This window comes from Stenotrophomonas sp. PUT21 (genome assembly GCF_052232875.1).
Classification (GTDB): Bacteria; Pseudomonadota; Gammaproteobacteria; order Xanthomonadales; family Xanthomonadaceae; genus Stenotrophomonas; species Stenotrophomonas maltophilia_N.
Window position 1 is genome coordinate 4,140,817 of record NZ_CP197645.1, and the last position, 23,494, is coordinate 4,164,310.

Consider the following 23,494-nt stretch of genomic DNA (forward strand, 5'->3'; position numbering starts at 1 on the left):
CCGGCAACAGGAGTCGAGCATGGCCACGGCCAAAACCCGTAAGACCACCAAGACCCCCACCTCCCGCAAGCGTCCCCGTCCGGCGGAGGCGACCGCTGCAGCGACCGAGCCGCGCACCCGCACCCCGGTCGTCAAAACCGCCACCCGCAAGGCGGCCGCCACCGATCCGCGCGCTGCGCGCGTGGCCGCCCGCCAGCGCCGTCTGCAGGACCAGGAAAAGGCGAAGGACGCGCGTGCGGCGAAGAAGGCCGCCAAATCCACGACCAAGAAGGCCACCCAGGCCGGCACGCGTCGCCAGCCGGAGAAAATGCCTGCCGAACAGCTGGCCAAACCCGGCTACGAGCACGAGATGCAGTTGGCCCCGCGCTTCCTCGCGCCGGATTACCAGGGCAGCGGCAAGCTCAAGGGCAAGCGCGCCATCATCACCGGCGCCGACTCCGGTATCGGCCGCGCCGTGGCGGTGCTGTTCGCCCGCGAAGGTGCGGACGTTGCCGTGCTGCATCTGGATGAAAAGAAGGACGCGCAGCTCACCCGCGAGCACGTCGAGAAGGAAGGCGCCCGCTGCGTGGTGATCGCCGGCGACGTGCGCGACCCGGCGTTCTGCAACAAGGCGGTCAAGCAGGTGGTCAAGGCATTCGGCGGGGTCGACATCCTGGTCAACAACGCCGCCTTCCAGCTGCACTGCGACCGCCTGGAAGACCTTGAGGACGACCATCTGCAGGAAACCCTGCAGACCAACATCGGCGGTTACATCCAGATGGCGCGCGCGGTGCTGCCGCATCTGGGCGAGGGCGCCAGCATCATCAACACCGGCTCGGAAACCGGCCTGTTCGGCAGCAAGTCGCTGGTGGACTATTCGGCGACCAAGGGCGCGATCCATGCCTTCACCAAGGCGCTGGCCAGCCAGCTGCTGCCGCGCGGGATCCGCGTCAACGCGGTGGCTCCCGGCCCGGTATGGACCCCGCTGAATCCAGCCGACAAGAAGGCCCCCGATGTGGCCGAGTTCGGTCAGGACAGCGACATGGGCCGACCGGCGCAGCCCGAAGAGCTCTCCCCGGCCTATGTATTCCTCGCCTCGCCGATCACCGCCAGCTACATCAGCGGCGTGATCCTGCCGGTGATGGGCGGGCCGCGCGGCTGAGCGCCGGGACCGGCGCACGGGCGCCGTAGAACGCGGCAATCCGCGGAATGAAGTTCTGCGGGTTGGCCCCGACCAGGTTGGTCAGCACCACGATGGCCAGCCTCTGGTCGGGGTAGACGATGAACGCCGAGCGCGCGCCGCCCATGCCGGCCACCCGGCGATCAGGGCCGCTCTGCAGCACCGCCCAGCCATCGCCCCAGGCGCTGTCGCTGCCATCGTTGAGCCGTTCCGGTGTCCACATCCGGCGGGCGCTGCCAGCGTTGATCAGGCGATTGCCGGACAGCGCGACCAGCCACTGCGCGACGTCGTCGGCAGTGGTCAGCATGCCACCGCCGGCCCACAGCCCCGGGGTCATATCGTAGAACCAGTGCGAAAGCCGCGGGGTCGCATCCGGCGCATCGGTGCGGCGCGGGAACCAGCTGTAGATCGTGGCGCTGTTGGCGATCAGATCGTAGCTGTCGCCGAAGGTGGTGGACGGCATCCCGGCCACATCGAACTGGCGCGTGGCCACGTACCGGTCATAGGGCATCGCCGATTGCGCGGCGATGATCCGCGCGAGCAGCACATAGTTGGTCTGGTTGTAGGTGAAGCGTGCACCGGGGACGGCCTCCACCGGCAGCTGGGTCACGGCCGCCCACGCGGCCTGCTCGGTGCTTCCGCCCAGCAGCCCCTGCGCATCCAGGATGTCCGGCAACCCCGAGGTATGCGCCAGTAACTGCCGGACTCGAACACCGCGCCAGGCCTCGGGCAGATCGGCGAGATAGGCCGAGACCGGTGCATCCAGATCGACCTTGCCTGCTTCGGCCAGTTGCATCACGGCCACCCCGGTGAAGGACTTTGTGGCCGAGTTGAGCGGGAAACGCGTGGTGCGCGTGGCGGGCAGCGTGTTCTCGACATTGGCCAGACCGTGGCTTTCGGACAGCACCACCTTCCCATCCTTGACCACGGCGATCTGCAGGCCGGGAATACGCAGCGTCTCCATGGTCTGGCCGATGAACTGCCGGGTCTGTTGGTTGGCCGTATCCACGTCGCCGGCATGCGCGTGCACGCCCAGCGGGAGCAACAGGGCGACGATCATGATCACGCGACGGGTGGAACGCATGCGGCGGGTCCTTGGCGAAGAGGGCGCGATGCCAGGGCGCAATGCCGCAGCTCGAAGGCTTGGATGCGGGCTGGGGCGAAAAGGTTTAAGGCGCAGGTTCAAGGCGCACGGCGTGGCGGTGGCGCGGTGCCTACCGTTCGTCGGCGCGCGCCCTCCGGCACTTGACGACATCTGTAGTCACTGGCACGGTGGCGACACGTGTAGTCATAGGGAGTGCGCCATGCGCGGCAAGACCATCGGGGACCAGGAGCTGGCCCTGCTGCAATACATCGCGGAGCAGGACCGCCCCAGTGTCGGGGAAGTCGCCGCCGGGTTCGGCGAGCCGCGCGGGTTGGCACGTTCGACCGTGCTGACCATGATGGAGCGCCTGCGCGCCAAGTCGTATCTGAGCCGCAAGCAGGTGGACGGCGTGTACCGCTATGCCACCACCAGCGGCCAGGACAGCGTGGTGCAGGGCGCCGTGGCCAGCTTCGTGGAGAAGACGCTGCAGGGCTCGGTCTCGCCGTTCGTCGCCTTCATGTCGCACAAGGTGGATGTCAGCGATCAGGAACTGGCCGAGCTGGAAGCGCTGGTCGCACAGTTGCAGTCACGCAAGCGGGAGGGCTGAGCCATGGACACGATGATGAGTGAGCTGTTGATGCGGCTGGGCTGGACCAGCGTGCAGAGCGCGGTGCTGGTGGCGCTGGTGTGGGGCGTATGCCGGCTGCTGCCGCAGTTGCCGGCCGCCACCCGCTGCCGCCTGTGGTGGCTGGTGGCCGCGCAGGCGGTACTGGGCCTGGTGTGGAGCAGCCCGCTGGAGTTGGCCGTGCTGCCCGCACCCGCCACCATGACGGCACCGGCGATGGCGTTGCCCGCGTTCGATGCCGCCGCGCAGGCGGCGCCGGTCGCCTACGCGCCGGCTGCGGTCGATGCGGCGACGATGGCGTGGTCCTGGCCCTCGCTGCTGCTGGCCTTGTGGGTCGCCGGCGTGCTGTTGATGGTGGCGCACAGCCTGCGTGGCTACCGCGCCAGCCGCGCGCTGGTGCGCAGCGCCACCGAGTGCACCGACGCCGGGCTGCAGCAGGCATTGCAGCTGGCTGCCGAAGCCCATGGCCTGCGCCGCGCGCCGCGCCTCAAACTCTCCGCGCAGATCCGTTCGCCGCAGTTGATCGGCCCGTGGCGGCCCGTGCTGCTGCTGCCGGCGCGCGAGCTGCCGGCGATGTCGGCGGACGATCTGGACATGGCGCTGACCCATGAGCTGATCCATCTGCAGCGTCGCGACCTGTGGTGGGGCCTGCTGCCGGCGTTGTCGCAGCATCTGTTCTTCTTCCATCCGCTGGTGCATGTGGCGGCGCGCGAATATGCGTTGGCCCGCGAAGAAGCCTGCGATGGTGCCGTCGTGGCCGGGCATGATCATTGCCGCCATGACTACGGCCGCCTGCTGGTGCAGCTCGGTGTGGCGCCGCGTCCTGCGGTGGGCGTGGCCAGCGCCTCGCCGAACCTGCGCAGCCTCAAGCGCCGCCTGCTCACCCTGCAGCAGACCCGCAGCATGCCGCGGGTGGTGTCGCTGGCGATCACTGCGCTGTTCGTGGTGGTTGGCGTGGCCCCGCTGCGGCTGGTGGCTGCACCGCCGCCGCCGCCGGCACCCCAGGCACCGCTCGCGCCCATCCCGCCCGCCCCACCGGCGCCGGCACGTGAACCGTTGCCGCCGCCGGTATCCGCCCCGCAACCCCCGAAGGCTCCGGCAGCACCGCGTGCACCCGAGCCCCCCAAGGACCTGGATGACGACGCGAGCTTTGTGACCCACGGTCAGCTCAGCCTCTCGCGCCAACCCGCGCAGGCCTTCGTGTTGATCGGTGGCGAGAGCAGTTTCGTCGATGCCTCCGTCGCTGATCTCAAACAAGCGCGGCGCGATGCTGGCAGCGATCAACCGGCCCTGTGGGTGCGCCGGGGCCAGGACCGCTATCTGATCCGCGATCCCGCCGTGCTCAAGGCGCTGGGGCAGGCCCAGACGCAGGTCGCCGCGCTGGGCACGGCACAGGCCGCGCTGGGCAACCGCCAAGCGGTGATCGGCCAACAGATCGCGGCGGCATCGCTGCAGATCACGGCCGATGCAATGGCCTCGGTGGATATCAGTGGAGTGGTCAGCAAGGCTATCCGCGAGGCCGGCCTCGACGCCGCTGTCGAAGCTGACCGGGCGGCGCGCCAGGGTGCCCGCGAGTCACGCGCCGCTGCAGCTGCTGCCAGTCGGGCCGCACGCGAGGCACGTACCGCCTCGGCCAAGGCCGTGGATGCCCGGCAGATCTCGCTGGTGGCGCGTGAGCAGGCCGAGCTGGGCAAGGAGCAGGCACGTCTGGCGCAGCAGCAGAGTGTGGCCTCGGCGCGTGCCGTGCGGGAAGTGCGCACCGCCATCGATCAGGCGCTGGCCAGTGGCAAGGCCCAGCGCGTGCGCAACTGACCGGCACGCCAATCAAGGCGGCCCGCATCGCAGGCCGCCGGTTCCAATGAATCACCCGCAGTTGGCGCGCACGATCCTGTTCTGCGCGTCGACTTCGATACTGAGCCGGTCTTCGCGGAAATCCATGGTCATCGCCATGCCCGGCTTGAGCACGCGGGCATTGCGGGCACCGCTGTCCTTCACTGCTTTCTGGATGACTGCCTCGGTGGCGGTCTGGCCGGTCAGGCCGGTGAGCTTTTCCGGGTCGCACTGCGAGGCACTGCCCGCCACCGCGGGTGGGGCGGTCGAGGTCGGGCTGTCGGCGGGTGTTCCCGCCGTCTTGCCGGGATGACTGCAGGCGGCCAGCGGCAGGGCGCAGCCCAGGGCGAACAGAAGGTTCAGACGCATGCGGTGGTCCTCCCACGGTAAGGACCCGCAGTGTCCGTTGGCCGGCCTTTACACCGCGTCAATGGCCTGCAGCGCCAAGGTCTCCCGGTCGCGCTGTTCTTCGGCCACCAGCCGCCGCATCAACAGCGCCAGGGTCACCACGTCCTGGTGGTTATGCTCGGCCACCCGGCGCAGGTTCACCGCACTGCCGCCGCGCAGGTAGTTCAACCACGCAGCCGGGGCTTCCGAGCCGGGCAGGTCGTCTTCGCGCACGATCTGCAGCAGCTGGCGCTCGATCGTGGCCAGCCGGCAGTTCTCCCAGGTGCCGCGATAGCGGCGGCGGGTCGGGAACAGCAGGTCGACGTGGTCCAGCGGGGTGATCGGGCAGCGCTGCCGGGCCAGCCGATAGCGGGTCTTGAGCAGCGGGGCGTCGTAGCAGCGCCCGTTGTAGCTGGAGAACACCGTGCTCGGCTGCAGCCACCCGGCGAATTCGCGCAGCATCGCGGTTTCGGCGGCCATCGTGGTCATCAGCAGCTGGCGGATGCGCAGGCCATCGCCGCGTTCGGGATGGCTGTGCCAGTCCGCCGCGCCGATCATGAAGGCGCGGGTGCCGGTGCCGCCGGCCAGGCCGGTGGTTTCGGTATCGAAGAACAGCAGGTCCTGCGGCTGCACGTGCTCGCCGTCGCGCTTGGCGAAGGCCAGCGACAGCGGCTCGGTCGGAATGGCCTGCGCGACGAATGATTCAATCAGGAACAGGCCCGGCGCGATTTCCTCGCCCGGCACATGGCGGTCCTTGGCGTTCTCGCGCGGGTGGGCGGCGCTGGTGCCACGCTCGCGCAGGCCGAGCAGCCGGCGCAGGCCACCGATCTCGGGCTTGCGCAGCGCAGGCGCCGGGGGCGCCGGCGCGGCCGGTGCGGTATCGCGCGCGGCGGCACCGGTCGGTTTGTGGCGGATCTCCTGCTCCACCCAGCCAAAGACGGAGGGGGGCGCAGGCGTGCGCGCACGGGCGTCGTTGGCGGCGGGCGGAAGGGGAACGGTGCCCGCGTCGCCGGTAACGCCGGTGTCACCCGCATCGGATCGGCCCGCAGTGGCGATGGACGGATCACGGGCCGGCGCCGGCGTCGCATCACCGGCCTGCCGGCGCAGCAGGCGCAGCTTGTCCAGGCTCAGGCTCACGAGGCGACCACCTCGGCGCTCTGGCGCTCACGCCCGGCGGCAGATGGCAGCGCCGCGCTGTCGAACAGATCCAGCACCTTCAGCGCCAATGCCTTGGGCGTGGTGGCATCGTCTTCCTGCCCGGCCAGCACTGGGCCGACACAGGCGGGGCACCCGGCCTTGCAGTCGCAGCCCTGCACCAGCTCGCGCGCCCGCAGCAGCAGCTCGGCCTGGCGCAGCCACAGCGGCTCGCTCAGGCCCACACCGCCGGGGAAGTTGTCGTACAGGTACACCGTCGGCACGAACTGCTGCTGCAGCTCGATCGCGCTGGCATCGAACTCGGCACCCCGCAGCTGCCCGCGGCCACTCTGGTCGGCCACCGCGAACCACGCGCCATCGCCATTGCCGACCGCCTTCTGCAGGTCGCGCGCATCGGCCATCACCGCCACGGTGGCGACGATGTGCAGCGCATAGGCCGCGCCGAGGAAGCCATCCAGCGCTTCCTGCTTGCTGTCGAACGCGGTCAGCAGCAGCGCCTGCGGCAACTGCCACCACACCGCCGTGGTGTGCAGCTCCTGGTCGGGCAGGTTGACCGGGCCGTAGCCGATGTTTTCGTGGGTGTAATAGCGGATCTTCTTGTAGCCGGCCACGCGGCGCACCACGTGCACCTCGCCGTGGTGCGAATCGCCGCGCCCGGCGATGCAGCCATCGAAGCGGTCCAGCACCTTGAGCTTGGTGAAGTCGATGCTGTCGGTGTAGTAGTCCACGTGGGTACGGGTGACGTAGGCCTTGCGGCCTTCCCAGTCCAGCCGCTCCACCTGGTACGGGGTGGACTGCACCATGTGGATGGCACCTTCGTATAGCGTCAGCGCGGCGGCGGAGTAATCCACCTCGGCGATGATCTGCTGCTTGCCGTCGCTGCGGTCCACCACCACGAAGTTGCCATCGGCTACCGAGCGCAGGCTGACCGCGTTGGCCGGGTAGCTGTCGGCGATCCACTCCCAGCGGTCGCCTTCGCGATGGATCACCTCGGTTTCGGCCAGGGCTTCCAGGAACACCAGCGGATCGATCGGCCCGAACGGATCGCCGGCCAGGAACGGCAGTTCGAAGGCAGCGCAGCGGATGTGATCGAACAGGATCAGCGGCTGGTCCGGTGCGATGCGCGCATGCTCGGGCGAGGCCTCGGCGAAGAAATCCGGATGGCGCACCACGTACTGGTCCAGCGGTTGCGAACTGGCCACCATCACCCCGAGTGCGGGCTGCTGGCGGCGTCCGGCGCGGCCGAAGCGCTGCCAGGTCGCGGCGACGCTGCCCGGGTAGCCGTTGAGGATCACCACGTCCAGGCTGCCGATATCCACGCCCAGCTCCAGCGCCGAGGTGCTGACGATGCCGTCGATGTGCCCGGCACGCATCGCCCGCTCGGTTTCGCGCCGCTCGGTCGGCAGGTAGCCGCCGCGGTAGGCGCGGATCCGGGCTGGCTTGCGCGGGTCGTGGTCAAAGATGTCCTTGAGGTATTTGGTCAGCACTTCGACCATCAACCGGCTCTGCGCGAAGATCAGCGTCTTCAACCCGGATTTGATCGCGATGCGGGCGATGCGGTTGCTCTGCGAGCGCGCCGAGGCGCGCAGGCCGAGATCGGCATTGACCACCGGCGGGTTCCACAACAGCACGTGCTTGGGCCCGCTGGGCGCACCGGATTCGGTGATCGCGGTGACCGGCGCTTCGATCAACGCCTGCGCATGTGCCTGCGGGTTGCCGATGGTGGCCGAGCACAGGATGAACTGCGGCTCCACGCCGTAGAACGCGCAGATCCGCTTGAGCCGGCGCAGCACGTTGGTGACGTGGCTGCCGAACACACCGCGGTAGGTGTGCACTTCATCGATCACCACGTAGCGCAGGTTCTCGAAGAACTGCGCCCACTTGGTGTGATGCGGCAGGATCGCCTGGTGCAGCATGTCCGGGTTGGAGACCACGATGTCGCCGTGCAGCCGGATCGCCTGGCGCGCATCGCCGGGGGTATCGCCATCGAAGGTGAAGGCTTTCACGCCCAGATCGCCGGCGCGGTTGAGCTCCAGCAGCTCGGCCACCTGGTCCTGGGCCAGCGCCTTGGTCGGGAACAGGTACAGCGCCTTGGCCTTGCCCTGCATCGCCGCGCTGACCACCGGCAGGGTGTAGCACAGCGACTTGCCGCTGGCGGTCGGGGTCACGATGGCCACGTGTTCGCCGCGCTGGCTGGCCTCCCAGGCCTGCGCCTGGTGGCTGTACAGCTGCTCGATGCCACGCGCCTTCAACGCATTGACCAGCGCGGCCGGCACATCGGCCGGGATCGGTGCGTACTGGCCCTCGCGGGCGGGAATCGTGAAGCTGCCGGTGATGCGGTCGTGGTAGCGGCGCTGCAGGCGCGCGGTCAGCAGCGCACCATCGCGCGAAGGCAGCCCTTCGGTGGTGGCGAGGCGGCGCTCGGCGTCTTCGGTACGCTTGGCGAGTTCGTATGCCATGGTCACAACGGTCTGCAAAGGACGCTATGGAAACATGACGGCGTCTCAATGTCTGAGACATCGCGATGCGCGCGGGTGAATGGTTCAGTGCCTGCCCGTGCTGTCTGGACAGCTGCCATCAACGAAACCTGACGCCGGCCTCCGTATCCTTGAGGCCAGCCCGCAACCAACACGGATGGAGTCGCTGTGGCATTACGTGGACATCAAGGTGCAGCGCTGCTGGCCGGCCTGCTGCTGGCCGCGGCCGCGCAGGCACAGCAGGCCGCGCCACTCGAACCCGTGGACCCGCCGCCCGCGCCGGCGCAGGAGGATGTCACCACGCTGGGCGAGGTGCGGGCGCTCAAACCCGACGACGAGCCGCTGGATCTGTACCGCTTCAAGAATCCGGTGCAGGTACAGCCGAACCGGTTCAGCCGCACCTGGAGCGAACCGCCCTCGCCGGAGCAGGTCAGCATGAGCGGCGGCTATCTGATGATGGGCATCAACAAGGGGCTGGCCGCCGCGGCGCAGGGCGTGAACAAGCTCACCGGTGGACCCGACCAGATCCAGTCCGCGACCGCCCGCCCCCCGCCGGAGTTGACCGACGACGAGCAGCGCCGGGCGCAGGAAGTGTGTGTGCAGCAGGGGGGATGCCCGGCACCGCCGGAGCGCTGAGCGGGCAGGGCAGCATCGCTCCATCGACCGTCAAGCGGGCCTTGCCACCCGTCGCCGTTCCAGCCACCACAGCAGCCCGGCCGCCAGCACGAAGGCGAGCAGCCAGGGCCAACGCGGCCCCGGCGTTTCGATCACGCCGGCCGACGGTGCTGCGGTGCCCACCGCCAGACGCTGTGCGGTGGCTTCCCGCAGCTGTTGGCGATGCAGCGAGCGCGCAGTGGCCGGATCGAACACGTAGAACGCGTGGCGGTTCTCACCCTGCTGCAGCTGATGCCAGCCGGCCTGCATCGGCCAGTAGCCGGCGCAGCGTTCCGAACCGCTGGCCGGATCGATGCGCAGCGCGCTGAGCGCGCCATCCGGTGCGCGCACCTGTGCAGGCTCGCGCAGCTGGCACAGCGCTACGCGCTCGCCGGCCCACGGGGTGTCGGTGTCGACGCGTGGTGCATCTGCGGCGGGAAGTGGGCGTGCCACGCTGGCCAGTACGCCGCTCCACAGCTCGGCGTGGCGATCGTCGCGACCGGCCAGGACCAGTCGATAGCTGTCGGTGACCGGCAGCAGCGCAACACGGCCCCGGCCCAGCGGGCGATAACCGCCGATCGCATTGCCCTTGTCATCGTGCAGCAGCGGTGTCGCGTCGTTGACTGCCACGCCCAGCCGCTCCAATACCGGGACGCTGGCCTGATGCGAGGCGGCGTCGGCTTCTTCGATGTAGGCCGTGGTGTCCGACGCGGGCCGCTGGGGACCCCGGCGTGCCTGCAGCAGCGCGGCATCGGCGTCGGCCGGCAGCGTCAGGGGGGCGGTCTGGTTGTTGCCGCTGATGGGCATCCCCCAGCCGCGCAGCGCCTGGCGCGCGCTGTCGTTGAGCGGGCCGCTGGTGCGGACGAGCACGCCCAACCCACCGCGGATCGCCTGCTGCAGCGCGCTGCGTTGCGTCGCCGACAGCCCGGCCAGGCTGCGCTCATCCAGCAGCACCACATCGGTCCCGGCCAAGCTGGCAGCGGTCAGCGCGATCGGTGCATCGCCAAGTGACACGCCACCGCCCGTGTTGGCCTGCGCCTGTACCCGCAGCCCGGCATCGGTGGCCCAGCGGCGCAGATACTTGAACTCCGGACCGGGTGCACCGGCCAGTATCAACAGGCGAGGCGTCGCGGCGGCGGCGGTGTCCACGGGCACGGCAAGCGTATCGATCACATGTGGCTCGGCGTCGAGCAGGCGCAGGCCGAACACGCTCTGCCCGGCAACGCGGGCCACGCCGCTGAGCTGCACCCGCCCATCGGCGTCTGGCGTGGCCCTGTCGATGACCACACCGGCGGGATCCACTAGTTCGGCGCGCGCGCTTGGCACGCCCTGCGCACGCGCGCTGACGGTGAACACCGCCCCAGGCGCAGTGACCGCCGGCGGCTGCAGCGCGATCCAGCCCTGCGGCGCGTTGGGCGATTCGATGCGCACGCCACGGGGCAGCGCGACATCGCGATCGCGGGCGGACAGACCATCGCCGATCAGCCGAAGGGAAGGGGTACCCGGATGCTGGCGCAGCACGCTGGCCAGGTCCGGTGCCGCGAGCGCGTCGGTCACCTTCGTCGCTTCCGGCAGCGCAACCACGGTTTCGCCCGGTACCGCCGACCAGCGCACCTGATCGGCCGCGGCAGTCAGCACGGTCAGTTGACCACCAGCCACACGCTGCAGCGGCGGCACCAGGGTCAGATAGAGCAGGACGGTCACCGCAGCCTGCATCAACAGCAGGCCGGCGAACACGCCGCGCGCCCGTGTCGGTCCACGCCATTGCTGCCAGCACAGGCGCGCACTGGCCAGCGCCAACACCGCGAGCAGCGCGATCAGGATCCAGCGCGGTTCGCTCATGGTGTGGCCTCCAACGCATCCAGATAGCGCTGACCCATCGCATCGGGTGCGTTGCGCCGGGGGACCTGCGGCAGCGGCCGCAGCAGCGCACGCCACAGCTGCGCACGCAGGGCCTGATGGCAGTCGGCGCAGTCCGGGGTGATGCGCAGTGTTTCGATGGCGGCGGCCAGACTCAGCGGGTCCGGCAGGCGGGCTTCATTGCGCCGCAGCCACTGGGTCAGTGCGTCCAGATCCGGCGCGCTGGCGGGATCGGCAAACTGCTGCCAGACCTGCACGATGGCCTGGTCGGGTGCGTCCAGCGCACGCAGTGGCAACGTGCGGCTGGCCAGGTCGGCGCGATCGCCGGTCATGCGTCGCCCCTCGTCGATCGGTGGGAGCTCCGGGCCGACCCGCGCCAGGTAGATGCGCTCGGCCTGCTGCACTTCCTTGATGAAACCCAGCGCCTTGTAGGCGTAGGGCAGGGCGCGCTCGGGCTGGCCCTGGCGCAGCTCGCCTTCCGACGACCACATCTGATCCAGCGCTGCCTTCAGCGTGGCGCGCGTCTTGGGATCCAGCAGGGTGGCAGCCTCGGCGTGATCGTGGGTGTGGCCGTATTCGGAGAGCACGTCGCTGGCGCTGCCGAACACCGCAGCGTTGCCGTCGGTCGGCGCGCCGTGGTCGTGATCATCATGGCCGGCCTGCGCCTGCGCATGGTCGCCATCGTGATCATGCTCGGCGTCGTTCGTGCTGGCCGGTGTGTCACTGGTCGGCAGGACATCGCTGGTCGGCGGCGGCTTGGCCCCACCTTCGCTCTCCTCGCCGAGGAACTGGCCATAGCGCAGGCGCAGGATGCGCTGGTCCACGCCGATCGCATCGGCGCGTTTGATGAACTCCTCTGCCGGCAGCTGGCGGCGCTCTTTGATCAGCGCTTCGGCGTCGATGATGATCTGGCGCTGGCTGCGGAAGTACGCCGGCAGGGTCTTCTTGACCATGCCCTCCAGGTCGGTGCCCTGGATTTCCGCAGCGCTCGGCAGGCGCAGGATCACGCTGCTGCTCTGGGCGCTCTGCGCAGTAGGTGTGTGGGTATCGCGCACGGTCAGCTGCGCGATCACATCGTTGCCTTCGGTGGCGCCCAGCGCGGCGAGATCCAGCGTGCGCGCGAAACGTCGTTGCGTCGCCGGCCCGGTACCGGACAGGCTGAAGGTCTGCTCGCGGAAGGTGATGTTCTCACCGCTGCCCTGGGCCAGAGTGACCTTCAACTGTGCCGTGGCGACCACGCCGTAGTCGTCGGTGGCCTCGAACTGCAGCGGCCACTGGCGCTGCCCGGGCGTGCCCAGCACAAGACTGCGGTCGGGAGCGATCACGCGTACCACCGGCGGGCGATCGGGCACCACATCGAGCCGGTACAGCCGGGTGTCGCGCAGGGCAGGCTCGGTGACCACGCGGTACAACGCCGGGCGTGTCGCGCTCCACTGCGCGGTCCAGTGGTCGCCGTCGCGTTGCAGCGCGATGCGCTGGCCATCGTGGAACTGCAGCGCAGCGGTCTGCGGTTGCGCCGAAAAGCGCAGCGACCAGTGCAGTCGACTGTCCTGCGGGACCTTGCCGTCCAGCGCGCTCTGCACGTGCGCGGCCTGTCCGGTGTAGGCCGGGGCGGTGATCTCCAGCCGGGTGGAGCGCAGCTGCGGTGGCTGCGCGGGTGTGGCCGGCGGTGCCGCCGCGCCCGGGAACAGGGGCGCCCCGTTCTGGCCGCGTGGCCAGCCCAGCGCAAGCGCCATCACCAGCAGCGAGGTGATTACGGAGGCCAGCAGCCACCGGCCAGGCCAGCGCGGCCGCAGTTCGGGCATGCGCGCCTGCAGGGCGGCGGCGACATGCGTGCGCTGCCGCTGCTGCAACCGGTTCAATGTCTCCGGCAGGGCGAACAGCAGGTCGGCGCTGTCCTGCGCGACCGGGTGGTCGTCCAACCGGCGGACCAGCCATCGGCGATCCAGACGACGTGCGCGCCAGGTCGCCACGCCGACGCTGACCAGCAACGTCAGCAACAGGACCAGGCTGCCCGCGTTGAACCCGGCCACCCGCCACGCCACCGCGCTGACCGCCAACGCAACCGGCACTGCGAGCAGGGTGGTGATCCACCACTGGCGCCGGCGCGCGCGCTGCCAGGCGTGCTGGATGGCCGCGTTCATGCGCCTGGCCCCCGGCGTGGCGAGGTCGCCATCGCCCGTTCCAGCGCGAACAGCAGCACGATCAGCGCCAACAGCCAGAGGGTCAGCTCACGTGGCAGCGGAAGCGGTGTGGCGCCACCGCGCAACGGCTGCTGTGTCGCCGCGGCTGCAAGCGTGGGCGGAGCGGGTGCGGCGACGACGGCCAGCAGCTGACGCGGGAAACCGGGATCGCGCAACACCGGCAGCGCCGTCGGCGTCAGCGGTGCAGTGAAACGCAGCAGGCGACCACTGCCCTCGAACCGCTGTTCCAGCACCACCGCGCCGCCGGCATCGCGCAGGGCTGGCGTCCAACCGGCCCCAGCAGCACCCGGCGCGACCAGTGCGCTGCCACCCTGGTGCACCCACGCCTGCCAGGCATCAGGCAGCGGCGCAGCGGCGAGCCACACGCCGATCTGGCCGGCGCCCGGGGCGGTACCGGCACCCCGTGCGGGAGACAACGCCTGGTTGGACCACGCGCGCTGGAACGCGGCCAGCACGCGCTGCTCGCCTTCAGCGATCTCGCCACCGAGCTGCAGCACAGGCAGCGCCGCCGTGCGCGCGCCGGTCGGCGCCATCGGCATCGGCCGCCAGGTCACGCTACGCGACAGACGCGGGCGTTCGCCATCGAGCCCGGTCATCGGGTCGGGCACGTACACCGTCAGCGGTGCACCGGCGGGCAGGCGCTGATCCAGCTCGCGCAGCAGGCTGGCCAGCGGTTGCGGGGGCGCCGGGGTGCCGTCGGCCAGCGCCGGGAAGCCCGGTGCCAGCCATCGCCAGTCGCCTTTGGCGTCCTGGCCACGCAGGGCCGCGCCGTCCAGACCGGGGGCCACCACCGTGACCGCATGGGTATCGGCCGCGCCACCGTGCAGCACCGGCCTTGCCAGCAACAGGGCCAGCGCGGCGAGCAGCAGCAGCCGCACCAGCAGCAGCGGCCACTCGTCGAAACGGATCTTCTGGCGCGGCCGGATCCGGGCCCGCAGCCAACGCAGGGCGGCGAAGTCGAGGGGCGCGTACTGGTGACGCCGCGCCAGGTGGATCAGCAGCGGCACCAGCCATGCGGCCAGTGCCAGCAGCCCGAGCGGAAACAGCAGGCTCACGCGCCGCCTCCGGCGCCGAGCAGCGCACGCAGCGGCTGATCCAGCGGCTGGTCGAGATAACCGGTAGCGTGCACGATGCCGCTGCTCTGCAGTCGCGCCTGCAGCGCGCGCTGGGCGGCGTCGAAGCGAGCCAGATACTCCTCGCGGATCGCACGGCCATCGCCCAGCACTTCTTCCCCCGTTTCCGGATCGCGGAAGCGGTGACCCTCGGTGAACGGGAAATCGCGCTCTTCCGCGGTCAGTACCTGCAGGTGCAGCACCTCGCGGCGCGCGGCGGCCAGCCGCTCCAGCAGCACGGTGCCGCCTTCGTCGAAACCGTCGCCCAGCGCGACCAGCAGATCGCCGGCCTGTACCCGCTCCCAGACCGGGGCCAGCGCGGTGACCGGCGGCCACGCGCCATTCGCGTGCACTTGGCGCAGCAGCAGGTGCACGCGGTCGCGCTGGCGCGGGCCGTGCCCGGCGGGCACCAGTTGCACGCCCTCGCCGCTGACGACGATGACGCCGAAGCGGTCGCTTTGCTGCAGGGCCAGTTCGACCAGGCAGGCTGCGGTGGCGCAGAGATGGTCCAGGCGCGACCACTCCGGCCGTGCACGATCGCGCTGCCGCGCCGAGGCGCTCGCATCGATCAGCACCCAGGTCGTGATCGGGCTCTCGCGCTCGGATTCGCGCACGAAGAAGCGGTCCGAGCGCGCGTAGAGCTTCCAGTCGATCTGACGCAGTTCATCGCCGGGTTCGTAGGCGCGGTACTGCGCGAACTCCAGCCCGGCACCGCGGCTGCGGCTGGCGTGCTGGCCGATCCCATGCGCGCCACGCGCGCGGCGCGGCAGCAGCCGCAGCGCCTTCAGGCGGCTGCGGACATCAGCGGGGATCGCGATCGGTGCGTTGCGGCTCACGGCGTGTGGATCAACCCGGGAACGGCACGGCCTGCAGCAGCGCGGCGACCACGTCGTCGGCGCTCTTCTGCTCGGCCTCGGCAGCGAAGGACAGCAGCAGGCGGTGACGCATCACCGGTGCCGCCAGCGCCTGCACGTCCTCGCGGGTGGCGGCGAAGCGCCCCTGCAGCAACGCACGCGCCTTGGCCGCCAGCACCAGCGACTGCCCGGCACGCGGGCCGGCGCCCCACTTGATCCACTGGTTCACCGCCGCCGGTGCATCGTTGCCAGGGCGGCTGGCACGCACCAGGCGGGTGATCCAGGTAAGTACGTCTTCGCTGATGTGGACCTCGCGCACGGCGGCCTGCAGGGCCAGCACCTCGTCGGCCTCCATCACCTTGGGCACGCTGCCACTGGCGCTGCCGGTGGTCTGCAGCAGGATGTCGCGCTCCTCCTGCTCGGTGGGGTAGTCCACCCGCACGTGCAGCAGGAAGCGGTCCAGCTGGGCTTCCGGCAAGGGGTAGGTACCGGCCTGCTCGATCGGGTTCTGCGTGGCCAGCACGAAGAACGGTGCCGGCAACGCATAGGTGGTGCCCGCGTAGCTGACGGTGCGTTCCTGCATCGCCTCCAGCAGTGCGGCCTGGGTCTTGGGCGGGGTGCGGTTGAGCTCGTCGGCCAGCAGCAGGTTGGTGAAGATCGGGCCCTTCTGGAACCGGAAGTGACGGTGCCCGGTGCCGTGGTCCTCTTCCAGCAGCTCGGTACCGAGGATGTCGCTGGGCATCAGATCGGGGGTGAACTGCACACGCCGGAACTGCAGCTCCAGTGCCTGGCCAAGCGAGCGCACCAGCAGGGTCTTGCCCAGCCCGGGCGCGCCCTCGAGCAGGCAGTGGCCGCCGGCCAGCAGGCCGATCAGCAGCTGCTCCACCACCGCATGCTGGCCGACCACCGCCTGGGCCAGCGCGCCGCGCAACTGCTGCAGTTTGGGAAGAAGGGCATCAAGGCTGTCGGTCGTCATAAGGCACTCGCAGGATCGGCGTAGAGCCACGCCATGCGTGGCTGGAAATGCAGGAAAAACGTCAGCTGTTCAGGGCATACATCACGATGTTGACCGCGAAACGGGTGTTGTCTTCGGCCAAAAAGCGCTTGTTGCGCCAGTCGTAGTCCCACTCGCACCCGTAATCCTTGTTGCTGTAGAGCACACCGAGGCGGCCATCGATCTCGATGCCCTTGAGGTAATCGTGGACCAGATCATCGCCCCAGCCATTGAGTTCGAACCCGGTGGCCGGCGGGCCCTCGGGAAAGCGGAAGAAACTGCGGTACAGCGCGTGGTTGTTGGGTAGCTTCTTCAGCGCCTTGGGCCCAAAGAGCTTGGCCATCTGCGCTTCGAAGGAAGTGGCGAACAGGCCGTCGATATCGTGGTTGCAGTCATCGACAAACACGAAGCCGCCATTGCGCACATAGCGCACGAAGTTCTGCCGCTCGGCCGCGTTGAACTCGACCAGCTTGTGCCCGGCCAGGTAGCAGAATGGCGCCTCCAGCATGCGTGGATCGGACAGCGCGATCACGTGCTCGGTCGGGTCCACGCGCAGGGATGTGTAATCGATCAGCGAGGTGATCACGTTGGACGGCATGCGCGCGTCCACGTCCCAGTCCCCGGAGTCGTATTTGAGGCGGGTGAACCAGAAATCGTATCGCCCGGCCTGGGCGCGCGCCGGTGTGGGCAGGGCCGCGAACGCGGCACTGCCCAGCATCAGGCGCAGGAACTGTGCACGGTTCATCGCCGCGCACGTTCCCGGAAGCGACCGGCCAGACGAAGAGACGGCCAGTGGCCGTCACGACCGTTCATCAGACCGCGTCGGACAACGAGGTGAAGGTAAAATCGCGCAGCTTCATCGGCGGGATCATCATCACCAGGCTGGATTCGTCACCGGCCACACGCACCGGCTTGCCCAGCTCTTCGATGTTGTTGAGCATGATCACCGGCGACTCGTTGAAGCGGAAGTTCTTCACCGGGTGCTTGATCTGGCCGTTCTCGATGTAGAAGGTGCCATCGCGGGTCAGGCCGGTCAGCAGCACGGTCTGCGGATCGACCATGCGGATGTACCAGGTGCGCGTGACCAGGATGCCCTTCTGGGTGCCACGGACCAGCTCGGCCGTGCTCTTGTCGCCGCCGGACATCAGCAGGTTGCCCGGCCGCGCGTTGGCGGTCTTGCCCTGCTTCTGCGCCCAGAAGCGGGAGTAGTTGAGGTTGGCGATCTTGCCGTCCTTGATGATGTCCAGCTTCTCGCGCGGCTGGCCTTCGTTGTCCCACGGCAGCACGGCGGCCTCGGGATGCCACGGGTCGGCGACCATGGTCACGCGCGGGTCGTAGACCTGCTCGCCCAGCTTGTTGCCGCCGCCCTTCCTGGACAGGAAGCTGCGGCCTTCATCGGCCGAGCGCGCATCGAAGAAGTTCATCATGAAGCTGATCAGGCCGGCCGCGGCCGCCGGCTCCAGGATCACCGTGTACTTGCCCGGCTCCAGCGCCTTGGCTTCGGCCGATTCAGTGGCCTTGCGCATGGCGATGCGGATGTCCTGGTCGGCCTTGAAATCGGCGGCATCCTTGAGGTTGCGACCGACCCAGCCCGAGCCGCGGCCATCTTCGGTGCGCACGGTGCAGGTGTAATCGAAGTTGGTGCCGCGCTGGTAACCGAAGTTGCCGTTGCTGTTGGCGGTCGCCTGGAAGCTCTGGCCGTCTTCCAGGAAGCCGGCCGCGATCAGGCCGTTGCCACGGCACGGCGCGATCGAGTCGGCGGCGACCTTGGCGCGGAAGGCCGGGTCGATGGCCGCGGTGGATTCGCTGAAGGTCGGGCTGGGCCGGTAGGTCTGCTTGCCGATCGCCGGCAGGAACTCCGGGTTTTCCGGGGCCAGGCGGGCCAGATCTTCGGCACGGCGCACCACGCGTTCCAGCGCGGCATCGTCGAACTCGTTGATCGAAGCGGTGCCCACGCGCTTGCCGAAGGCGACCGTCACGGCCAGTTCGGTGTTGTCGACGATGCCGCTGGTGGAAACATTGTTCAGCGCGAAACGGATGTTGCCGTCGATCGAGCCTGCCAGCACGGCGGTGCACTCATCGGCCTTGGAGAGCGCGATGACCTTGTCGAGGATGGCCTTGGCCTGGGCTTCGGTGAAGATACTCATGGATTGGGGCTCCTGACCGGTCAGCCGAGGCTGCGCGCGGTGTTGATGACGTTGATGCCGTTGAAGCGCGCGGTGGACGAACCGTGCGAGACCGCCGAGACCTGGCCGGGCTGGCCCTTGCCGTCGAAGAACGAGCCGCCAAGGCGGTAGTCGCTTTCATCGGCCACGGCGGTGCAGGCATTCCAGAACTCCGGCGTGCGGATCTGGTAGGCCACGTCCTCGAGCATGCGGGTGATCTGGCCGTTCTTGATTTCATAGAACAGCTGGCCACCGAACTGCGCGTTGTAACGCTGCTGATCGATGGAGAACGAGCCGTCGCCGATGATGTAGATGCCGTTCTCGACGTCCTTGATCATGTCGGCCACGCTCAGCTTGGTCTTGCCCGGTGCCATGGACACGTTGGCCATGCGCTGGAACTGCACGCTGGACCACGAATCGGCATAGCAGCAACCATCGGACTCGGTCTTGCCGAGGATGTGGGCCTGGTCGCGGATGGTCTGGTAATCCACCAGCTTGCCTTCGCTGATCAGGTCCCAGCGCTTGGTCTTGACGCCTTCATCGTCGTAGCCGACCGCGCCGAGGCTGCCCGGCTGGGTCTTGTCGGCGAAGATGTTGACCTTGTCGCTGCCGTACTGGAAATGCTGCTCGCGTTTGTCCAGCGTGGCGAAGCTGGTGCCGGCGTAGTTGGCTTCGTAGCCGAGCACGCGGTCCAGTTCCAGCGGATGGCCGACCGATTCGTGGATGGTCAGCCAGGTGTGCGAGGGATCCAGGATCAGGTCGTACTTGCCCGGCTTCACCGACGGTGCCTTGAGCTTCTCCTGCGCCTGCTTGGCCGCGGCGATCGCATCGGCCTTCATGTCGTAGGAGTTGCGGTAGTTGATCACACCGTTGGGCGAGACCGCCTTGCCGGTGCCGACGCCATCGAGGTACTCGTAGCCCAGGCCCATCGGCGAGGACAGCCCGGAGCGGGTGCGGAACTTGCCGGTGCTCTTGTCGATGGCGGTGACCGTCATCGGTGCCCAGATGCGGTGCACGTCCTGGTCGATGTAGGAGCCATCGGTGGAGGCGAAGTACTTCTGTTCGTTGACCAGGAACAGCATCGAGTTGACGAAGCTGGCGCCGGCGCCCATCGCGCCTGCATTGACGTCCAGCAGCAGCTCGACCTTTTCCTTGATCGGCACATCCATCGCGTTCTTGCGGATCGGCGTGCGCCAGGAGACTTCACCCACGCCCGGCGCGGCAGCCAGCTGCACCGGGGCGGTCTGCACACCGGCGTTGGCCTTGGCGATCGCCGCGGCCTGCTGTGCGGCGCGGGCCACATCGGTGGTGCCAAGCTGGTTGGTGGCGGCAAAGCCCCAGGCACCGTTGACGATCACGCGGATGCCCACACCGGTCGATTCGGTGTTCACCACGTTCTGGACCTTGTCCTCGCGGGTGATCACGTACTGGCGCAGGTAGCGACCGATGCGCACATCGCAGTAGGTCGCGCCGGCCTGGCGCGCAGCGGCCAGGGCGGCGTCGGCCAGGCGCTTTTTCAGCGCCGGATCGAGCGCGCTCTGCAGTTGTTCGGCGGCAATGACCTTGCCGAAGAACGACGGCACGATCAGTCCGCCAGCGGTAAGCCCGGTCAGGGCGAGAAAGTCACGTCTTTGCAAGGCAGCTCTCCACGTCGGTGTGGGGGTGGCAGGGAAACAGCGACATCAGGGGACCGCCGCGGCGGCACAGCCGATTCTTGCGGCCGTACGGGCGCCGCGGTAGTGACATTCGGCACGGAGCGGGGCCAGGCTCATCCCAGGCTGCGTGCGGTGTTGATGATGTTGATGCCATCGAAACGCGTGGTCGACGAGCCATGCGAGACCGCCGAGACCTGGCCCGGCTGGCCCTTGCCATCGAAGAACGAGCCGCCGAAGCGGAAATCGCGCTCATCGCAGATCGCGCTGCAGGCATTCCAGAACTCCGGCGTGCGGATCTGGTAAGCGGCATCCTCGACCATGCCGGTGATCTCGCCGTTCTTGATCTGGTAGTACAGCTGGCCGCCGAACTGCGCGTTGAAGCGCTGCTGGTCGATCGAGTACGAGCCGCGGCCGTGGATGTAGATGCCGTTCTCCACGTTCCTGATCATCTCGGCCACGCTCAGCGGAGCCTTGCCCGGCGCCAGCGACACGTTGGCCATGCGCTGGAACTGCACGCTGGACCACGAATCGGCGTAGCTGCAGCCGTGCGATTCCTTTTCACCAAGGATGTGTACTTCATCGCGGGTGGCCTGGTAGTTGACCAGGATGCCGTCCTTGACCAGGTCCCAGCGCTTGGTTTTCACGCCTTCATCGTCGTAGCCCACCGCGCCGAGGCTGCCCGGGGCGGTCTTGTCGGCGAAGAAGTTGACGATGTCGCTGCCCCAGCGGAAGCCCGCATCACGCTTGTCCAGCGTGGCGAAGCTGGTGCCGGCGTAGTTGGCCTCGTAGCCGAGCACGCGGTCCAGCTCCAGCGGGTGACCGACGTTCTCATGGATGGTCAGGAACAGGTTGGACGGGTCCAGCACCAGATCGTACTTGCCCGGCTTGACCGAGGGCGCCTTGAGCTTCTCGCGGGCCTGGCGGGCCGCGGCGATGGCATCTTCGACCGGGTCGTAGGAGTCGCGGTAGGCGACCACGCCGCCCGGCAGCGCGATCTTGCCGCGCGCGTCGCCATCCAGGAATTCGTAGCCCATGCCCATCGGCGAGGACAGCCCGGCGCGCGTGCGGAACTTGCCGCTGGCCTTGTCGATCGCGGTGGCGGTGAACGGCAGCCAGATCCGGTGCACGTCCTGGTCGATGAAGGAGCCGTCGCTGGAGGCGAAGAACTTCTGCTCGTTGACCAGGAACAGGGTGGAGTTGATGAAATCGGCGCCGGCATTGAGCGCAGCGGCGTTCAGCGACAGCAGCATGTCGACCTTGTCCTTGATCGGCACCGCCATCGCGTTCTTGCGGATCGGGGTCTTCCAGCTCACGTCACCCACGCCGGTCACCGGCGCCAGCTGCACCGGGCGGGTCTGGATGCCGGCATTGGCGCGGGCGATCGCCGCGGCCTGCTCGACCGTGGCCAGCACCGCGGCCGGGGTCTGCTGGTGGGTGGCGGCAAAGCCCCAGGCGCCATTGACGATCACCCGGATGCCGATGCCCGAGGATTCGCTGTTGGTGACGTTCTGGACGTTGGCCTCGCGGGTGATGATCGCCTGGTTGAGGTAACGGCCGATGCGCACATCGCAGTAGCTGGCACCGGCGCGCTTGGCGGCGGCGAGCGCGGCCTCGGCCAGAGCCTTGCGGCGGCCCACATCACCCGGTTCGAGCAGCTGCTCGGCGGCGATCAGCCGGCCATGCGGCAGTACCAGGCCCGCCAGGCCCATTCCAGACAGCGCTAGAAACTCACGACGTTGCACAGCTCACATCCCCCAAGGACGGCCGGCGGCGCGCAGCCGGCCGGCGTTGGACAAGTCTTCGACTTTCGGTGGCATCGCACAGTGGCACAAGTGACTGCGGTCATGGTTGGATGGACATCGATTCCCCGCCGATGTGACATTCCGATGAGCCAGATACGCTGGTCCGAGGCCTGCGACCGCAACCGTGCGCCGATCCTGGCAGTGCTGCAGCGCCACCTCGCCGACCGCCACCGGGTACTGGAGATCGGCAGCGGAACCGGCCAGCACGCCGAGTACTTCGCAGCGGCCCTGCCGCACCTGCAGTGGCAGGCCAGCGACCATCCGGACCACCTGCCCGGCATCGCCGAGCGGCTGCAGGCGGCCGGCCTGCCCAATGCGCCGGCGCCGTGGCCGCTGCAGGCCGTGCTGTCCCCCACGCCCGGGCTGGGCCCGCTGCCGGCGGCGCCATTGGCCTTCGATGCGGTGTTCAGCGCCAACACCCTGCACATCATGAGCTGGGCCCACGTCCAGGCGCTGTTCGCCGGGGTGCCGGCGGTCATGACGGATGACGCCGTGCTCTGTGTGTATGGTCCGTTCAACGCCCAAGGCGCGTACAGCAGCGACAGCAACCGCCAGTTCGATGCGTGGCTGAAGGCGCGCGATCCGGCGTCTGGCATCCGTGATGCCGAGGCGGTGGATGCGTTGGCGGCCGCGGTGGGGCTGAAGCTGGTCGAGGACGCGGCGATGCCGGCCAACAACCGCCTGCGGGTGTGGCGGCGGGCCCCATAGGCCGGACCGCCGGTCGGCGGCGCTTGGTGCCGGACGCACGCTGCGGTTAGGATCAGGAGGGGAGGTTGTTGTGACAACCTGGGGGAGTTTGCATGGCAGTTGCAAGACAGATGCTGGCCGGCGTGATGCTGGCTGTGGGGGCTTGTGTGTTCAACGTGTCGGCGCAATCGCTGCCGGCAGTGCAGGAGTTCTACTTCGACACGGACGCGGCCGCCACGCCGATGGTGGTGGTGGCGGGCAGTAGTGGGGATCTGGTCGACCAGTTGATGAAACAGCGCGAGCGCGGCCGCAAGGCGCTCGAGGCGACCGTACAACTGGCCGGCGTGGCGATCGCGCAGGGGCGGCCGGAACTGGGGCGCAGCCTGTACGAGCAGGCGGCGACCACCGCGGCCGCCAGTTCGGTGCAGGCCCGTTCGGTGCGCTGGAACTACGGCTGGGATCTGTTCCGCCTGGGCGAAGCCGAGGCGGCATTGGCGCAGTGGACCACGGCCCAGAGCGGGATGCGGGGCAACCCGTCGTGGGTACCGCCGACCTACGCGCTGGCCCTGTGGACGCTGGGCCGCAAGAACGACGCGGTGCAGTGGTATGCCGCAGCGGTGCGCACCGAGCCGCAGCAGTGGAGCGGGACCGAGGGTTATGCGGCGTTGCTGCCGGGCTGGCGTGACAGCGAACGCAGCACCCTGGCTGAAGTCCAGCAGGCATGGGCGGAAAAGCCGCCGACCTGGCCGTGAGCCCTGTGCTCGCGTGATCCTGCGGGCCTGGCCGCGCC

19 protein-coding genes are annotated in these 23,494 nt (G+C 68.9%); 6 read left to right on the plus strand and 13 right to left on the minus strand.

Going from position 1 to position 23,494, the window contains the following annotated elements; all coding sequences use genetic code 11:
* Window positions 1–19 precede the first annotated feature (19 nt).
* Entirely contained in the window at window positions 20–1,141 is a 1,122-nt protein-coding gene (locus tag ACTT2I_RS18475; protein WP_421100055.1) for an SDR family oxidoreductase, read from the plus strand.
* Here ACTT2I_RS18475 and ACTT2I_RS18480 read toward each other — a convergent pair.
* The gene (locus tag ACTT2I_RS18480; protein ID WP_421100056.1) at window positions 1,098–2,243 is read right to left on the minus strand and encodes a serine hydrolase domain-containing protein; all 1,146 of its coding nucleotides are present in this window, start codon (window positions 2,241–2,243) and stop codon (window positions 1,098–1,100) included. The genes ACTT2I_RS18475 and ACTT2I_RS18480 overlap by 44 nt on opposite strands.
* A gap of 220 nt (window positions 2,244–2,463) precedes the next feature.
* Between ACTT2I_RS18480 and ACTT2I_RS18485 the strand changes: the two genes are divergently transcribed.
* Both ACTT2I_RS18485 and ACTT2I_RS18490 read left to right on the plus strand, forming a co-directional pair.
* On the plus strand, window positions 2,464–2,850 hold the full coding sequence (locus ACTT2I_RS18485) for a BlaI/MecI/CopY family transcriptional regulator (protein WP_088435345.1): 387 nt from the start codon (window positions 2,464–2,466) through the stop codon (window positions 2,848–2,850).
* 15 nt (window positions 2,851–2,865) lie between these two features.
* Window positions 2,866–4,680 (plus strand): M56 family metallopeptidase, encoded by a 1,815-nt coding sequence (locus ACTT2I_RS18490; protein WP_421100057.1) that lies wholly within the window; start codon window positions 2,866–2,868, stop codon window positions 4,678–4,680.
* Window positions 4,681–4,731: 51 nt separating this feature from the next.
* On the opposite strand, the gene ACTT2I_RS18495 is transcribed toward ACTT2I_RS18490, so the two are convergent.
* Genes ACTT2I_RS18495 through ACTT2I_RS18505 form a run of 3 tightly spaced genes read right to left on the minus strand, consistent with a single transcriptional unit; the run spans window position 4,732 to window position 8,699 of the window.
* Window positions 4,732–5,067, minus strand: coding sequence for an I78 family peptidase inhibitor (locus tag ACTT2I_RS18495; RefSeq protein WP_088434859.1), 336 nt, complete (start codon window positions 5,065–5,067; stop codon window positions 4,732–4,734).
* A gap of 48 nt (window positions 5,068–5,115) precedes the next feature.
* Window positions 5,116–6,222: a ribonuclease H-like domain-containing protein gene (locus tag ACTT2I_RS18500; RefSeq protein WP_421100058.1), complete on the minus strand. Its 1,107-nt coding sequence runs from the start codon at window positions 6,220–6,222 to the stop codon at window positions 5,116–5,118.
* The gene (locus ACTT2I_RS18505; protein WP_421100059.1) at window positions 6,219–8,699 is read right to left on the minus strand and encodes a DEAD/DEAH box helicase; all 2,481 of its coding nucleotides are present in this window, start codon (window positions 8,697–8,699) and stop codon (window positions 6,219–6,221) included. Before ACTT2I_RS18505 ends, ACTT2I_RS18500 begins: the two co-directional genes overlap by 4 nt.
* 186 nt (window positions 8,700–8,885) lie before the next feature.
* On the opposite strand from ACTT2I_RS18505, the gene ACTT2I_RS18510 reads away from it, so the two are divergent.
* A complete protein-coding gene (locus ACTT2I_RS18510; RefSeq protein ID WP_421100060.1) occupies window positions 8,886–9,353 on the plus strand; it encodes a hypothetical protein in 468 nt (155 codons plus the stop codon).
* A 30-nt stretch (window positions 9,354–9,383) separates the two neighbouring features.
* Here the strand turns inward: ACTT2I_RS18510 and ACTT2I_RS18515 are convergent, their stop codons facing one another.
* From ACTT2I_RS18515 to ACTT2I_RS18555, 9 genes are all read right to left on the minus strand, one after another.
* Entirely contained in the window at window positions 9,384–11,213 is a 1,830-nt protein-coding gene (locus ACTT2I_RS18515) for a hypothetical protein (protein ID WP_443096738.1), read from the minus strand.
* Window positions 11,210–13,375, minus strand: a complete 2,166-nt coding sequence (locus ACTT2I_RS18520) for a hypothetical protein (RefSeq protein WP_443096739.1) — start codon at window positions 13,373–13,375, stop codon at window positions 11,210–11,212. Before ACTT2I_RS18520 ends, ACTT2I_RS18515 begins: the two co-directional genes overlap by 4 nt.
* Complete coding sequence (locus ACTT2I_RS18525; RefSeq protein ID WP_421100063.1) at window positions 13,372–14,490, minus strand: BatA domain-containing protein; 1,119 nt, start codon at window positions 14,488–14,490, stop codon at window positions 13,372–13,374. The genes ACTT2I_RS18520 and ACTT2I_RS18525 overlap by 4 nt, the downstream gene beginning before the upstream one ends.
* Window positions 14,487–15,383, minus strand: a complete 897-nt coding sequence (locus ACTT2I_RS18530) for a DUF58 domain-containing protein (RefSeq protein WP_421100064.1) — start codon at window positions 15,381–15,383, stop codon at window positions 14,487–14,489. The genes ACTT2I_RS18525 and ACTT2I_RS18530 overlap by 4 nt, the downstream gene beginning before the upstream one ends.
* 10 nt (window positions 15,384–15,393) lie before the next feature.
* On the minus strand, window positions 15,394–16,377 hold the full coding sequence (locus tag ACTT2I_RS18535) for an AAA family ATPase (RefSeq protein ID WP_088434853.1): 984 nt from the start codon (window positions 16,375–16,377) through the stop codon (window positions 15,394–15,396).
* A gap of 61 nt (window positions 16,378–16,438) precedes the next feature.
* Entirely contained in the window at window positions 16,439–17,140 is a 702-nt protein-coding gene (locus ACTT2I_RS18540; protein WP_421100065.1) for a DUF4159 domain-containing protein, read from the minus strand.
* Between the two features lie 67 nt (window positions 17,141–17,207).
* Window positions 17,208–18,542: a TldD/PmbA family protein gene (locus tag ACTT2I_RS18545; protein WP_070473830.1), complete on the minus strand. Its 1,335-nt coding sequence runs from the start codon at window positions 18,540–18,542 to the stop codon at window positions 17,208–17,210.
* 20 nt (window positions 18,543–18,562) lie between these two features.
* Window positions 18,563–20,197 (minus strand): TldD/PmbA family protein, encoded by a 1,635-nt coding sequence (locus ACTT2I_RS18550; RefSeq protein ID WP_421100066.1) that lies wholly within the window; start codon window positions 20,195–20,197, stop codon window positions 18,563–18,565.
* Window positions 20,198–20,328: 131 nt separating this feature from the next.
* Entirely contained in the window at window positions 20,329–21,957 is a 1,629-nt protein-coding gene (locus ACTT2I_RS18555; protein ID WP_443096740.1) for a TldD/PmbA family protein, read from the minus strand.
* Window positions 21,958–22,101: 144 nt separating this feature from the next.
* Here ACTT2I_RS18555 and ACTT2I_RS18560 point away from each other — a divergent pair, with 144 nt between their 5' ends.
* Together ACTT2I_RS18560 and ACTT2I_RS18565 are read left to right on the plus strand one after the other, a co-directional pair.
* Window positions 22,102–22,725 carry a DUF938 domain-containing protein gene (locus ACTT2I_RS18560; RefSeq protein ID WP_088434850.1) on the plus strand — a complete coding sequence of 208 codons (624 nt, stop codon included), beginning with the start codon at window positions 22,102–22,104 and terminating at the stop codon, window positions 22,723–22,725.
* A gap of 92 nt (window positions 22,726–22,817) precedes the next feature.
* On the plus strand, window positions 22,818–23,456 hold the full coding sequence (locus ACTT2I_RS18565) for a hypothetical protein (RefSeq protein WP_088434849.1): 639 nt from the start codon (window positions 22,818–22,820) through the stop codon (window positions 23,454–23,456).
* Window positions 23,457–23,494: the final 38 nt, after the last annotated feature.